Raw genomic sequence first — 13605 nt, 5'->3', positions numbered from 1 at the left:
CCGCACTTGCCTTCTTTAGCTGCTTTTTTGTCTGCGCCACATTTACCTTCGCCGCACTTGCCTTCTTTAGCTGCTTTTTTGTCTGCGCCGCATTTACCTTCGCCACATTTGCCTTCTTTTTCGGCTTTTTTATCGCCGCCGCATTTACCTTCACCACATTTACCTTCTGCGGCATCTAGTTGATAGCCTGCTTGCATTTGCTGAAATTCAAATGGGTTTGCACTGGCATCAGTGGCTGCAAAACTTGACGCACCTACTACAACCGCACCTAATGTTAATGCAATTGAATTTTTCTTAACTGTGTTCATTCGATGACTCTCTTTTTTATAAAGGGTTATTAAACAAGACCCGAGAACTAAAAATTACTTTCAAAATTTTTATAATTATTTTCTGAAAGTGCCAAGAATGCAAATTACGATTTATAAAACAATCCAGAACAGCTAGAATACGCGTCCTAATTTTTGATGAGTTAACAGGTATCATGCGACTAGTTTTAGCACCGATGGAAGGCGTTGTGGATTTTAAAATGCGACAACTCCTAACTGATTTAGGTGGATTTGATTTATGCGTAACAGAGTTTGTTCGTGTCGTTGAAGACACACTGCCCGAACGCGTGTTTCATCGCTATTGTCCTGAGCTAAAAACAGGTGGCTATACCCGTGCAGGTACGCCAGTGCGTATTCAGTTGCTAGGTCAAGTTGCCGATGCTTTGGCAGCAAATGCCGTCAAAGCAATACGCCTAGGCTCGCATGGTATCGACTTAAATTTTGGTTGCCCAGCTAAAACAGTGAACAAAAGTAAAGGTGGTGCGGTACTGTTAAAAGATCCTGAACACATGTACGAAATTATTAAAACCGTACGTGATGCTGTTGACCCTTGCCATGAAGTTAGTGCCAAAATTAGGCTTGGTTTTGATGATGATAGTAATAGCCAAGAAATTGTTGATGCTGTTGTTAGCGCTGGTGCTTCAAGTCTTGCTATTCATGCCAGAACTAAAAGAGATGGTTACAACCCACCGGCATATTGGGAAAAAATCCCGCCGTTGATCAAAGATAAAAATATTTCGGTCGTTGCTAACGGCGAAATTTGGCAAGTTGAAGATGCCATGCTTTGTCAAAAGCGCAGTCATTGCCAAGATTTAATGCTTGGTCGTGGTGCATTAGCGATGCCTGATTTAGCAAAACAAATAAAATCTCATGCAGAAAACGAGCATTACACTCCGATGTTATGGGAGCATGTGATATACCACATTATTCATTCATCTATGCATCAAGACGAGAGCAAATGTGAAAAGTATTTTGCTTCTCGTACTAAGCAGTGGCTCGGCTATTTAAAACGCCAATACCCACAAGCTAACGCACTTTTTGATGAGATCCGCCGTCTAAAAGCCAAAGATGAAGTTGCAGATGTACTAAGAAAGTACGCGAAAGCGCCGAGTATTGATACAAATCATAATTAGCAAATCGATTTTGTTTGATAATACCAGTATTGCCCACTTGGAAGAAAAGCGATGAACAATACTGAAATTCAAACAAAGTTATCTGCGGAACTTGCGCAGGTTAGACAACGTTTACTCGATATGCTGGCTAATTCTGATCAAGCCTATCATCAGCAACTGCTATCGCAACTCAAGGATAATCCCCCTTCAGACTGGTTAGAGCTGACAGCAAATAATCTCGGTTCTGAGTATCAAATATTGATTGCTCGAATAGAAAAGTTAGAAGCAGCACTATGCCAAATCGATATTGGGCAGTATGGCTATTGCTGTGATTGTGAAGAAAAAATTGATGACGAACGTTTACTTGCAGATCCTGCAAGCCAACGCTGTCGACGTTGCGCTCCATAGAGCGCAGCGCTGTACTAATTTATAAAAATAAAGCTCATCGCAGGATAAAGCACGATATCCTCAATTAACCAGTCAGCTTGCTGCTGATCTACACCTAAACGCTTCATCAAGTTGACACGTGCTTGCTGTTCACTCCACGTGTGATAATGAATACCTAAGTCAGTTTCCATCATAACTTGCCAGAAGTATTGCTCCCCTTGTGTTAATTTACGCTTACTTTTGAGCGGGTCGAGATAATCAAGCTGCCAATCAAGGCCTGTGTGCTGATGATTTTCTACAAAATAATTCATTACTAATGGTTTAGCGTGAGAGTCTGATACAGGTAATACAAAATCTGCACTCTGCGATTGCTTTAACGAAGCCTGTATCTCACTTAACCAATTTAAAGGTGGCTTAGTTTCACCACTAAAGTAATTAAGTTTACTTTGATACCAATCTTTACCGTTTGCCAAACCAACTAAACCAAGTTTTGTACGCGGTTTATACTGAGTTAAATATTGATTAAGTTTGTTTAGTGCTGCTTGTACACTGTCATCGCTATTATCAAGGTGCGATTTGACCATATTATGTAAAAGCGTTAATTCGATTTTATTTAATTTCAGATTGCTTTGCTCAGCTGCAATTAACTGCGTTTCAACTAACTCTAGCCAGTTAGCTAGTGCATTTACTGAGTAGTCATCTAATGAACGAGCTTGGCTAATAACATCACGTTGTACAGGCCATACAAAGTAACGCTCAGGATAACGCTCAGCAATAATTAAATAATTTAATTGCGCCTGTTGTGACACATCTAACTTAATCGCTTTTAGTCCTTGATAAGCTTGATGACGCGCTTGCAAATAACTTTCTGAGAAAGGCCAGCTAGCAGCTTCACTTTGCTGTTCTTGAGTCGATAATAAATTATTAATAGTTTGCAGCGCTTGCTGCCCTTCACGAAATGTTTTGAAACCTGATGTTTGCTCAGAGCAAGCTATCAGCATCACACTTGCGACAACTAATAATACGATCTGTCTTAGCATTTTAAAATTCCATAAAAAAAGCCCCAGAGGGGCTTTTTAATTTAAAACAACATCAATTAGATTTTTACACCGTTACGAGCGGCTTTATCTTTGATGAAGGTTGACCAGCTCTTCGCGAAACGACGCGTGCGCGGATCATCCATTGCTTTAGTGATAGCGTTGTAAGCTTGCTTGTACTTCTCTTGGTAGTAGTAAGCTTCAGCTAAATCAGAGTAGATAGTTCCTTTTTTGTCAGAACCTAACTCTAATGCCTTGTTCAAACGAACAACGGCTGCACTATAGTTTTGCGATTGTAAAAGTAATGAACCCGCTTTGCGATAAAGCTCTGCATCGTCATCAAATTTAGCCGCTTCTTCATAGTATTTAGCTGCTTTTTCAATATCTTTAGAACGGTGGTAGTTAGATGCCACTGCACTGATATTTTGCTTGTTACGCTTAACTTTTTCTTCGTTGATTGCCTTTTCAAGCACGACTGCTGCTTTGTAAGGAATATCATTTAACGAATAGAAGTTAGAAAGTACTTTGTATTCAACTTCGTTTTCAAAATAGCCATTTTTGTAGGCAACTTCCATGGTCGCTAGACCTTTCTTGAAGTCTTCGGTTTGTAGGTAGTATTTACCTAAACCAACCCAGGCTTTTTTGTCTTCAGGCCAAACACGAACAATCTCTTCAGCTACTGCTACCATGTTTTTGTACTGTTTAAGTTCAAAATAGGCAGCTAACTTTAATTGGTAAGAAGCTTTAGCAGGTTCTTTTGCCAATTCGATTGCTTTGTCTGCAGCAGGAAGTACGTCTTTGTAAAGTTTTAGCTCGTAGTTTGCTTGCGCAATACGTGTATAAACTTTGTCGTCTTCCTCACCTGTGAAGTCCATCCAAGCTGCATAAGCTTCTTTTGCTTTTGCATATTGCTCAGTACCCGCGTACATATCACCTAGAAGTTTTAGGCCTTGCTCTTGGTCAGCAAAGTTTAAAACGTCAGGCTTAACTGCCGCTGAGATGTGCTTAATAGCCAATTGGTACTGCTCTTTTTGAGCGTACATTTGGCCTAAGTAACGATCAACCGTTGCCTTATCGAAATCATCTGAAGGATCAATTTCTTTAAGTAGTGCAATCGCTTCATCAAGCTTATCTTCATTGTACAAGTCAAACGCTTTAATAACTTTCTTACCAACGCGCTCGCCCATAACTTTAGTTTTTGCTTTTTTACGCGCTTCAATTTTCGCGTAATCTGGCGCCGCTAAAGCAGGTGCAGTGAAAGCTACACCTGATAGAGACATAAGAAGCGCAAGTGCAGTTACTTTAGATAAATTTCTCATTACTCGCCTCCTTAGTTGCCTTGGTTAAGTTTAAAGTCTAATTGTACTTGAAGACCAAATTGCTTCTGTGGTTTACCATCGATGATTTTCGGACGGTATTTCCACTTACGTAGCGCACGTTTAGCTTCGCGGTCGAAGATACGTTTAGGATCTGCGTCGATCACTTGAACATCTTCTACACCACCCACTTCATTGATAGTGAATGAAAGTTGTACCCAACCTTCTTTACCATCACGCGCTGCTTGCGTAGGGTATTTTGGTTCAATACGAACGATAGGTGTCGCGTCACCATCACGTCCAAATGCACCTGGACCACTTAGGCCACCAGCTGTGCTACCCACATCGATGCTTGGCATATTAAATGACAAACCACCAGTGTTCGGGTTGCTGTTTTCCGGCTGAGGCGGCTGCGGCTTAGGCGGCTGCTTTGGCGGTGGCGGAGGCGGAGGCGGAACACGCTTCCTCTCCTGCACCTTAGATTCAGGCGGATTCGTCATAATTTCGACTACAATCTGTTCTTTTTGTTCAGTCGCACGATCAGCTCCACCGGAGATGAGGTACGCCATGAAGTAGAACAAGCCGAAAGTAACTGCCCCACCTGCAATCAGTGAAAACAGAAAACGAATCATTACTGATCTCCAGCTATTGAAATTTTAAGGTTATCACCCGTCGCTTTGATCTGGTCCATAACTTTAACTACTACGCCGTGTTTTGCTTCTTTATCAGCTTGCAAAATTACAACTTCAGTAGGTTGTTCTGCTAATAAACTTTCAAGCTTAGCTGATACACGCTCAACGTCTACTTGTTGTTTATCAATCCAGATCGCACCGTCAGCGCGGATAGCAACAAAAATGTTTGCATTTTTTTGCTTCGTAGCTGCAGCTGCTTTAGGTTTATTGACTTCGATACCAGCCTCTTTAACGAACGATGTAGTTACGATAAAGAAAATAAGCATGATAAATACGATGTCAAGCATTGGCGTCATGTCAACCGCTGCTTCTTCTTCTTCACGAAAACGTTGTTTACGTGCCATATTTAATTCTCTCTCTAGTGATGAGGCATGCTATCTACAAGTTTAGCTTTCGCCATTCTCGCTCTCGCTTCAAGACGTGAGCTAAAGAATACTCCAGATAGTGCCGCAACCATTCCAGCCATTGTTGGGATTGTTGCCATTGAAATACCTGATGCCATTAAACGTGCGTTACCAGTACCTTGAGTAGCCATGGTTTCGAAAACCGCAATCATACCCGTTACAGTACCTAATAAGCCGATTAAAGGACAAACAGCTACTAATGTCTTAATCAACAACATACGCTGATCTAATTTTTCAGACGCTTCAGAAATCCATGCTTCACGGATTCTGTGTGCGTACCAAGACGTAGTGTCTTGGCGGGCATCCCACTGAGCTACAATGTTCTTCGTCATACGAGGAAACTCAGCTAGTAGGAACCAATAGCGCTCAATCATTAAAACCCACATAAGAAAGAGTGCTATCGCGACCACGTATAATACCTGGCCGCCTGTGCCAACAAAATCCCTGATAGATTCCCAGATCTCCATCAGGACTAGCATTAGGCTTTCTCCTTCTCCGCGTGAGCAGCGATAATACCAGCGCTTTGCTCATCAAGGACATGTAGAACCGACTTACTACGACCCGCAACAATTGAGTGAAGTAGAATAAGTGGTAGAGCTGCAATTAGACCTAACGCTGTAGTAACAAGTGCTAGAGAGATATTACCAGCCATGATCTTCGGATCACCTGTACCGAACAATGTGATTGTTTGGAACGTAAGGATCATACCGATTACCGTACCTAGTAGACCTAGTAATGGAGCGATTGCTGCCAAGATCTTGATGATGTTGATACCAGCTTCGATGCGAGGCGTTTCACGTAGGATTGCTTCGTCAAGTTTAAGCTCAAGGTTTTCAACGTCTTGATTCTTGTTGTCAGCGTAAACCTTAAGAATACGACCCAGTGGGTTGTTTGTATTCGGAGTAGAAAGGTTTTTAAGCTGGCTCTTAATCTTAGTGCTAGTAAGCGCAAGATCAATGAAACGAACGATGAAGATAAGTAGACCAACAATTAGTAGTAATGTGATGATGTAACCTACTTCAGCACCTTGCTCGTAGTATTCCATTAGTGATTTCTTCTGCGTGTTGATACGTAAGATCGCGCCACGAGTCGGGTCGATGTATACGCCAGCATAGTTATCTGCAGAAGTACCTTCTAAATCGCTGATACCTGCTAGGATGTAGCTATCAGGTTGCTTACCTAGAGGTTGAATCGCTTTAGTTTCTGGAGAGTAGATTAAATAACCGTCGTCAGTTACTAAGTTGAAGTTACCGATACGAGTTACTTTCTTCACAGAAGATGAACCGTCAAGACCTGCAACTTCAGTTTCGAAAGTTGAAACTTTAGCTGACTCAGTCATTTCAGTTTGAAGAGAAATCCAAAGCTCTTCTAGTTCACGAACAGTTGGAAGTTCTTTCGCAGCAGCTAGTGAGCGAAGTACTTCAGCACGTCCTGGTTTTTCAGCAGAAACAAGTGATGCTTCGATTGAACCGATTGCATCAGCAGCTGCACGACGTACAACACCGAACATCTCACCTAATGTACCTTGAGCGTTTAAAAGAGCTTGCTCTTTTTCAGCTAAAGTATTTTCGTTTTGAGCATATTCTTTAGCTAAACGGTCACCACGTGCTTTTTCAGCAGCTAGGTCGCTTTTAGCTTTGTTAAGTAACGCTTGCTTGTCAGCACGAGCTGAAAGGAACTCTTGTTCACGTTGCTTATTTAATTTGCCTTCAGAGATACGTTCTTGCTTAACTTGCTCAAGAATTTTGTCTAAAGCATCAGTGTTTGCGTGTGCATTAAGCGCGGTACCTGCAGAAACAGATAGTACTGCTGCAACAGCAAAACCTTTAAATAGTTTCTTCATTATTGATTACTCCGCGCCAAAAATTGGTAGTTTAACAAGTTCTAATGTCGCTTGTTTACGCGCCATACGGATAACTTCTTTAACAGGTTTTAGGTATTCTTCACCTAATTCTTTCCACTGTTTAGTGTTGTTATCCCACACCCACGCGTGCTTAAGGTCAAAAGACTGAGCTACGTAAGTGATACGACCTAAACGACCGAAGTCAACGTTGATGCTCTTACCATCAATCTCAAGAGTACCTTGAGAAGCAGTTACAGCTGAGCTGTATGCAGTTTCAACAGTGTAAGCTTCAAGAACTTGGCGGAATTTTTCAGATGTAGTAACTGATGCTGACGCCATGATGTCACGAAGTCTTTCAACACGTGCAAGACGGTTTTCAAGATTGAACGGAACGTCCGCTTTGATGAATTGCTCAAGCGTATCGATCATGCGATACATCAAAGGCACAACGTTTTGTTTCGTGTTATCGATAGTTGCGATTTGACGGTCAAACGATTCGATTGAAGCGTTTTGGTCAGCGACCAAACGTGCTACGTGATCGTTGTAAACCTTCATTAGCTCAGTTTCGTCAACAACGCTACGGTACTCAGCGATTAGCTCTTGAGTTTGACCATATACATTGTCAATTTTAGTTTGAGACTTAACAGCAGCCTTTTGAATTTGTTGACCTGCATCTTGCACATCTTTCAAAGGATCTGCAATCACATTGCTGCTTGCAAATGCAAAAGCGCCAACCAACGCTGATGCTACAAGACTCTTTCTGATTTTAACAGACATAGTTCCCAACCAATTAAGTAATGTTACTTTTATAATTTAATTATCCTCCGAAGAGGACAACCCTGATATCTTTTAATAGATATCAACTCTCCAATAATGCTAAATGCTTCAGAGTCTGTCAACTTGATGTTCGGCTTTCATCGGAAAAATTTGGTGACTCGTCGTTGAGATGAAAATAACCAAAACAATGAATTAACAAAAATATAACAGAGGTATTCATGTGGTACTTCTATAGCCCTTTACTGGCGAACATTGCATTCATATTAGGTTCAACCTTAAACATAAATGTAACATTTTATGAAATCTGAAAGTGCTGAAGAAAAATGAAAAAAAAATTCACTTTGTTCATCTAAAAAATCTGTTTTGAAGAATTTTTATGCACTCAATACATCTAACCGCTCAATAAGCAGCCAAATCAGACACTAAACACAAGAATGAGAGAGTTGAAATCTCTCACCGCTACGGGTGAGAGAGTTAAAATACGGCGCGGTCTTTAACTAGCTTAGCGAGTGAGATAATTGAATCAACCTCAAGTTTTTCAAATATTTTCGCTTTGTATGTACTTACCGTTTTATTACTGATGAAAAGTTTTTCACCAATATCTTTGTTTGATAAGCCTTGTAGTAGATAATTCATCACTGCGAGTTCACGTTCAGTGAGTAACTCGTCTATGTCTTTTTCAGACGCTATTAGGTGCTCTTGTGGAAAGAAAGTATAGCCACGCAAAATCATTTCAACTGCGGAGGAGATATCTTCAAGGCTTTCGGCCTTGTTAACAAATCCTTGAGCGCCTAGCTTTGCTGCAGTGCGAATAATATGTTTGTCTTGCTTAGCAGATAAAAACAATACTTTGCCAGTAAACCCACTACTGACTGCGCGCTTATATAAACTAAAGCCATCTGAGTCTTCTAACTCAATGTCTAAAATTGCCAGCGCTACATTATTACTTTTTAAAAACTGCAATGCTTCCTTTTGACTTCCAACAGCTTGTACTTCGTTAACTAGTGTAGACTTAGCGAGTACCATTTTAATTGCTGTTGCCACCATCGGGTGGTCGTCTACCAAAAGTATATTGTTTCCTATGCTCATCGATTAGCAAACCTTCATTATATTTCATCAAACAAGTATAAGTTACTCAGCATTTATTCCACATGTGGATAATTCAAGTTTAGCGGGTTATTTCTAGATTGGTGAAAAATAACTATAAACTTTTTTAGCTGCTCACTTTCGAGTTCGATCAAAACTACAAACTAAACATAACGGGTGATGTCATGTTAAATAAATCCTATCAGTACAGCATATAATACTTTAGTTATGGAGAGTAGCTTTTAGGACATAGAATGCGAAGTTCTAGCTTATTGGCTGATTAATTTAGTCTTAAACAATGCCTTTGGAGGAATATAATTTCGGTACAGTTTATAACTATTTATAGAGAGTTAAAACTCGGGGTTTGGCAGGAGATAAAAATGAATTTTTGGTGAAACAGAAACTGTTTCACCAAAATGCTTAGGTTCGCATAATTAATTATGCTACTTCTACGTTCTCAGCTTCAGGGCCTTTTTGACCTTGTTTGATGCCGAAAGATACTTGCTGACCTTCGCTTAGAGTGCGGAAGCCTGTACCTGTGATAGCGCTGAAGTGTACGAATACATCAGGGCCATTTTCTTGTTCAATAAAACCGAAGCCTTTAGCTTCGTTGAAGAACTTAACTTTACCAGTAACCGTGTTTGACATACCAAATTTTCCTGTAAGTCAATTATTAAAATTCAGCCATAATGGCTCTATCCTCCCTGAGTGAATGCCCAAAAAACTTGGGGTAAAGTACAGGAAGAACCAATAACCAAACCGGTAACCGTACAGCCGCACATTATCCGTAAATTCAATACGCAAAAACTCAAAGCAATTTAAGACTAACACATTAAATTGCTTTTAGCTCTATTAATCGAAAATAATTTTAAGGTCAACTGCCTAAACAAAAATATATGACAGTACTATTTATAAACAATTAATTATCAATGAAAAAAGCCCATCAAATAGATGGGCTTTTAAATCTCAATTTATAGCTTGCTAAAACTTACTTAACTTGCCAATCCATTTGCGCTTCTGCTTTGATTGGCACTACTTCTGAATCACCTAGTTTATAGCTTGCTGGTACTGTCCAGCTCTCTTTAACTAGTGTAATTGTATCTTGGTTTCGTGGCATACCATAGAAGTCAGGGCCAAAGTGACTCGCAAAACCTTCAAGCTTGTCTAAAGCACCCGCTTCTTCAAACGCTTCTGCATAAAGCTCAATAGCTGCATGTGCAGTATATGCACCGGCACAACCACACGCCGCTTCTTTTTTGTCTTTGTAATGTGGTGCAGAGTCAGTACCTAAGAAGAATTTTTTGCTGCCGCTTGTTGCAGCACCAATTAACGCTTGCTGGTGAATGTTACGCTTTAAAATAGGTAAGCAGTAATAATGCGGGCGAATACCACCTGCTAGCATATGATTACGGTTATAAAGAAGGTGATGAGCAGTAATTGTTGCAGCAACATTCTCTGGTGCATTATTAACAAACTCTACTGCATCTTTCGTGGTGATGTGCTCAAGCACAATTTTAAGACTCGGGAAGTCATTTACCACGTCCGCTAGAATTGTTTCTAAAAATACCTTCTCACGGTCAAAAATATCAATTGATGAATCGGTTACTTCACCGTGCACTAGCAGCAACATCCCTACTTCTTGCATTGCCTCAAGTACCGAGTAAATGTTTTTGATTGATGTTACACCCGAATCTGAGTTGGTCGTCGCACCAGCTGGGTACAACTTAGCAGCAACAATTTTACCTGTCGCTTTAGCTTTTTTGATTTCTTCTGGTGTAGTTTTGTCTGTTAGGTAAAGCACCATTAATGGTTCAAAGTTACCCTGTGGGCCCGCAGCTTTAATTCGCTCATAGTAAGATAACGCAGTGTCTGTGCAGGTTGCCGGTGGAACAAGGTTTGGCATGATGATCGCGCGACCCATATAACGGCTAGCATCACGAACGGTATCAACGAGTTGCTCGCCATCACGTAAATGAATGTGCCAATCATCAGGGCGTGTAATTGTTAGAGTTTGCATCGAATTTAAATCTGACATTGCTTGTTTCCACGGCTAAAGTTAGGGGGATAGCGTAAACATTGAGCAAATAATCTCGCTTATTTACCCAAGTTCATATTCAGGTGCCTAGTTTACACCAGTTCCAGTTTTTTTTGAAAATAACTTTGTGGATAGTTTGATAGTAGGTTAACGTAATAAATTAATACAACATTTCGGTTACCTTTTATTCTATGCCTAAGAGTTTAGACGCTGCTTTTGCACTTGAGGTCAAAACAGACCAACTACATATTATTAATCAGTTCTCATCATCTGTGATGCAATTAGACACAGTTGAAGAATTGTTAGAGTATGTCACGTCAGAAGTGGTAAGCCGCCTAGGTTTTATAGAGTGTGTTATTTATCTAGCCGATGACAAAACTCGCACCCTCAAAGAAATGGCGTCTATTGGCACAGCAAGCAGCCATGATACTTACCATATCGACCGAACAGAAATTAGCTTTGACCAAGGTATTACGGGGTATGTCGCAAGCACTGGTAAACCGTTAATGATTGGCGATGTCAGTGAAGACCCACGTTATATCGCTGACTCTCGCCCTGCTCTTTCTGAGCTTTGCGTACCATTAGTTTATAAAGAAAAAGTACTGGGTGTCATTGACTGTGAGCACCCGCAAAAAGATTACTACAACGACGCCCATTTAGAGATTTTATCAACAGTGGCGCATCTATTAAGTGCCAAGATAAATCAAGTTCGCACCGTAGAAGACTTACAGCAAACTGTGATGCAGTTAAATGATGCGCAAAAGCTAGAACGCTCGATGCTGCAAATTGCTAACTTAACCTATCAATCAAGCGAGCTAGATAGCTTCTTTGAATCTTTACACGGCATTATTACCTCTTTACTTAGGGCTGATAACTTCTTCATTGGCCTGTATGACAAGCAACTAGATGTACTTGATTTAGTTTACATTATCGAAGAAGGCGTGCGTTCTAACGCGCATAAGAAAATATCGAAAGAACAATTAAAAGACACCGCATCTTATTACTTATTAAATATCGACCAATCTTTACTTTTTACGAAAGAAGAATTTCAACAGCATATTGATGCTGGTCATTTTAAAATGGTTGGTCGTCAGGCCGAGTCTTGGCTGGGTGTGCCATTTAAAGTAAATGAGCGCATTAGTGGTGTTATCGCCGTACAAAGTTACAGTAAAAGCTATCATTATGACGAACATGACCGTGCCTTACTTACGTATGTGAGCCGCCAAATTAGCATGGCAATAGATCGTCAATTATCAAGACAAGAGCTTGAGCACCGCGCTCTTCACGACGAATTAACCGGCCTTGCTAATCGCTCGTTATTAATAGAACGTATTAAACATGCGATCCTTCGCCTTGCAAGAGCCGATAAGCGTCACCAACATGCCCTGCTCTATCTAGACTTTGACCGCTTTAAAAGTATCAATGACTCATTAGGTCATGAGGTTGGCGACCACTTTTTGGTAAAAATCTGTGAGTTGATCTTAGGTACCATTCGCAATACCGATACCTTTGCCCGTTTAGGGGGGGATGAGTTTGCCATCTTTATGGAAAACATCACCGATAAACAACAAATTAATGATGCTCTAGATCGCATTCAACAGGTACTAACAGAGCCTCTCAATATTGACGGCCACCTATTGCAAGCATCTACCAGTATAGGCGTTGCCTTTTGTGAAAGCAGTCGCGACCAAGCATACAAGCTACTGCAGCATGCCGATGCAGCAATGTACGAGGCAAAGTCATCTGGCCGTGGTAAGGTTAAGTTTTTCAACAATACCATGCGTAAAAAACTTAAAAATCATGCTGATATAGAAAATGATTTACAGCATGGTATTGAGCATGACGATTTTGAGCTTTACTACCAGCCAATTTTTACCATTCAAGACACAAGAGTTGTAGGTTTTGAAGCACTTGTACGCTGGCACCACCCAAGTAAAGGCTTTGTCTCGCCAAATGATTTTATTCCCGTTGCAGAAGACACCGGCCAGATTATTAATCTAGATTTACATTTGCTTGAGCTTGCTGCAAAGCAAATCGCAAAGTGGACAATTGAAGGTAAAGCATTTGGCAGAATCACCGTGAATGTATCATCGCGTCATTTTGCGAGCCTAGATTTTGTAGCGCAAATACATTCCTTATACAAAAAATATAAATTGCCACTTGGCTCATTATGTTTAGAAATCACAGAGTCTGGCCTTATTGGCAATTTAGAGCTGGCAACGAAAATCATTAAGGGCCTTGAACCTCTTGAAGTGAAACTGTGTTTAGATGACTTTGGTACAGGTTACTCAGCGCTTGGTTATTTACACCAATTACCGATTCACATAATGAAAATTGATAAAAGTTTCATTGACCACTTAAACAAAGCGCATAACCCCTTGGTTGATGCCATTTTATCATTAGCACAATCGTTGAAACTTGATGTCGTTGCTGAAGGGATTGAAACAGAAAAACAATTGGCAATCTTAAAACAAACTCAATGTAAGTTTGGTCAAGGCTTCTTAAAAGCGAAACCCATGCCAGCCAGCGAAGCAGAAAAAGTCATTACTCACGGCCTATAAGGCTAATATAAAAAAGCCTTGCAAATGCA

At 40.5% G+C, this 13605-nt stretch carries 13 protein-coding genes and 1 pseudogene; 3 read left to right on the top strand and 11 right to left on the bottom strand.

What is annotated here, in order from left to right; translation table 11 throughout:
* Positions 1 to 308, bottom strand: a pseudogene (locus AN394_RS11180) (hypothetical protein); the annotation flags it as partial.
* Positions 309 to 481: 173 nt separating this feature from the next.
* Between AN394_RS11180 and AN394_RS11175 the strand changes: the two are divergent.
* Entirely contained in the window at positions 482 to 1459 is a 978-nt protein-coding gene (locus AN394_RS11175) for a tRNA-dihydrouridine synthase (RefSeq protein WP_054561738.1), read from the top strand.
* A gap of 51 nt (positions 1460 to 1510) precedes the next feature.
* Entirely contained in the window at positions 1511 to 1846 is a 336-nt protein-coding gene (locus AN394_RS11170) for a TraR/DksA C4-type zinc finger protein (RefSeq protein ID WP_054561739.1), read from the top strand.
* Positions 1847 to 1860: 14 nt separating this feature from the next.
* Here the strand turns inward: AN394_RS11170 and AN394_RS11165 are convergent, their stop codons facing one another.
* The 10 genes from AN394_RS11165 to pyrC all read right to left on the bottom strand — a co-directional run bounded on the left by AN394_RS11165 (position 1861) and on the right by pyrC (position 11015).
* Positions 1861 to 2865, bottom strand: a complete 1005-nt coding sequence (locus AN394_RS11165; RefSeq protein ID WP_054561740.1) for a hypothetical protein — start codon at positions 2863 to 2865, stop codon at positions 1861 to 1863.
* Between the two features lie 56 nt (positions 2866 to 2921).
* Positions 2922 to 4181 (bottom strand): hypothetical protein, encoded by a 1260-nt coding sequence (locus AN394_RS11160; protein ID WP_055021542.1) that lies wholly within the window; start codon positions 4179 to 4181, stop codon positions 2922 to 2924.
* A gap of 11 nt (positions 4182 to 4192) precedes the next feature.
* The gene (locus AN394_RS11155; protein ID WP_054561742.1) at positions 4193 to 4810 is read right to left on the bottom strand and encodes an energy transducer TonB; all 618 of its coding nucleotides are present in this window, start codon (positions 4808 to 4810) and stop codon (positions 4193 to 4195) included.
* Positions 4810 to 5214, bottom strand: a complete 405-nt coding sequence (locus tag AN394_RS11150; protein ID WP_054551557.1) for a biopolymer transporter ExbD — start codon at positions 5212 to 5214, stop codon at positions 4810 to 4812. Before AN394_RS11150 ends, AN394_RS11155 begins: the two co-directional genes overlap by 1 nt.
* 14 nt (positions 5215 to 5228) lie before the next feature.
* The gene (locus AN394_RS11145) at positions 5229 to 5753 is read right to left on the bottom strand and encodes a MotA/TolQ/ExbB proton channel family protein (protein WP_054551558.1); all 525 of its coding nucleotides are present in this window, start codon (positions 5751 to 5753) and stop codon (positions 5229 to 5231) included.
* Positions 5753 to 7117 carry a MotA/TolQ/ExbB proton channel family protein gene (locus AN394_RS11140; protein ID WP_054561743.1) on the bottom strand — a complete coding sequence of 455 codons (1365 nt, stop codon included), beginning with the start codon at positions 7115 to 7117 and terminating at the stop codon, positions 5753 to 5755. Before AN394_RS11140 ends, AN394_RS11145 begins: the two co-directional genes overlap by 1 nt.
* A 6-nt stretch (positions 7118 to 7123) precedes the next feature.
* Complete coding sequence (locus AN394_RS11135; protein ID WP_054551560.1) at positions 7124 to 7894, bottom strand: DUF3450 domain-containing protein; 771 nt, start codon at positions 7892 to 7894, stop codon at positions 7124 to 7126.
* A gap of 474 nt (positions 7895 to 8368) precedes the next feature.
* Positions 8369 to 8983: a response regulator transcription factor gene (locus AN394_RS11130; RefSeq protein ID WP_063705929.1), complete on the bottom strand. Its 615-nt coding sequence runs from the start codon at positions 8981 to 8983 to the stop codon at positions 8369 to 8371.
* A 435-nt stretch (positions 8984 to 9418) separates the two neighbouring features.
* Positions 9419 to 9628, bottom strand: a complete 210-nt coding sequence (locus AN394_RS11125; RefSeq protein ID WP_036967526.1) for a cold-shock protein — start codon at positions 9626 to 9628, stop codon at positions 9419 to 9421.
* A 340-nt stretch (positions 9629 to 9968) separates the two neighbouring features.
* Positions 9969 to 11015 carry a dihydroorotase gene (gene pyrC / locus AN394_RS11120; protein WP_055021541.1) on the bottom strand — a complete coding sequence of 349 codons (1047 nt, stop codon included), beginning with the start codon at positions 11013 to 11015 and terminating at the stop codon, positions 9969 to 9971.
* A gap of 191 nt (positions 11016 to 11206) precedes the next feature.
* Between pyrC and AN394_RS11115 the strand changes: the two genes are divergently transcribed.
* The gene (locus AN394_RS11115) at positions 11207 to 13576 is read left to right on the top strand and encodes an EAL domain-containing protein (protein ID WP_054561746.1); all 2370 of its coding nucleotides are present in this window, start codon (positions 11207 to 11209) and stop codon (positions 13574 to 13576) included.
* The last annotated feature ends 29 nt before the right edge of the window (positions 13577 to 13605 follow it).

Source organism: Pseudoalteromonas sp. P1-26, from assembly GCF_001401795.1.
Lineage (GTDB): Bacteria > Pseudomonadota > Gammaproteobacteria > Enterobacterales > Alteromonadaceae > Pseudoalteromonas.
The sequence above is the reverse complement of the archived record's forward strand: the minus strand, read 5'-3'. Positions and strand labels throughout refer to the sequence as shown.

Excerpts from the sequence above, each read along its gene's own strand:
- pyrC (WP_055021541.1), bottom strand. The coding sequence starts at position 11,015 with ATGTCAGATTTAAATTCGATGCAAACTCTAACAATTACACGCCCTGAT.
- AN394_RS11135 (WP_054551560.1), bottom strand. The coding sequence starts at position 7,894 with ATGTCTGTTAAAATCAGAAAGAGTCTTGTAGCATCAGCGTTGGTTGGC.
- AN394_RS11145 (WP_054551558.1), bottom strand. The coding sequence starts at position 5,753 with ATGCTAGTCCTGATGGAGATCTGGGAATCTATCAGGGATTTTGTTGGC.
- AN394_RS11160 (WP_055021542.1), bottom strand. The coding sequence starts at position 4,181 with ATGAGAAATTTATCTAAAGTAACTGCACTTGCGCTTCTTATGTCTCTA.
- AN394_RS11175 (WP_054561738.1), top strand. The coding sequence starts at position 482 with ATGCGACTAGTTTTAGCACCGATGGAAGGCGTTGTGGATTTTAAAATG.
- AN394_RS11170 (WP_054561739.1), top strand. The coding sequence starts at position 1,511 with ATGAACAATACTGAAATTCAAACAAAGTTATCTGCGGAACTTGCGCAG.
- AN394_RS11155 (WP_054561742.1), bottom strand. The coding sequence starts at position 4,810 with ATGATTCGTTTTCTGTTTTCACTGATTGCAGGTGGGGCAGTTACTTTC.
- AN394_RS11115 (WP_054561746.1), top strand. The coding sequence starts at position 11,207 with ATGCCTAAGAGTTTAGACGCTGCTTTTGCACTTGAGGTCAAAACAGAC.
- AN394_RS11140 (WP_054561743.1), bottom strand. The coding sequence starts at position 7,117 with ATGAAGAAACTATTTAAAGGTTTTGCTGTTGCAGCAGTACTATCTGTT.
- AN394_RS11125 (WP_036967526.1), bottom strand. The coding sequence starts at position 9,628 with ATGTCAAACACGGTTACTGGTAAAGTTAAGTTCTTCAACGAAGCTAAA.
- AN394_RS11130 (WP_063705929.1), bottom strand. The coding sequence starts at position 8,983 with ATGAGCATAGGAAACAATATACTTTTGGTAGACGACCACCCGATGGTG.
- AN394_RS11150 (WP_054551557.1), bottom strand. The coding sequence starts at position 5,214 with ATGGCACGTAAACAACGTTTTCGTGAAGAAGAAGAAGCAGCGGTTGAC.
- AN394_RS11165 (WP_054561740.1), bottom strand. The coding sequence starts at position 2,865 with ATGCTAAGACAGATCGTATTATTAGTTGTCGCAAGTGTGATGCTGATA.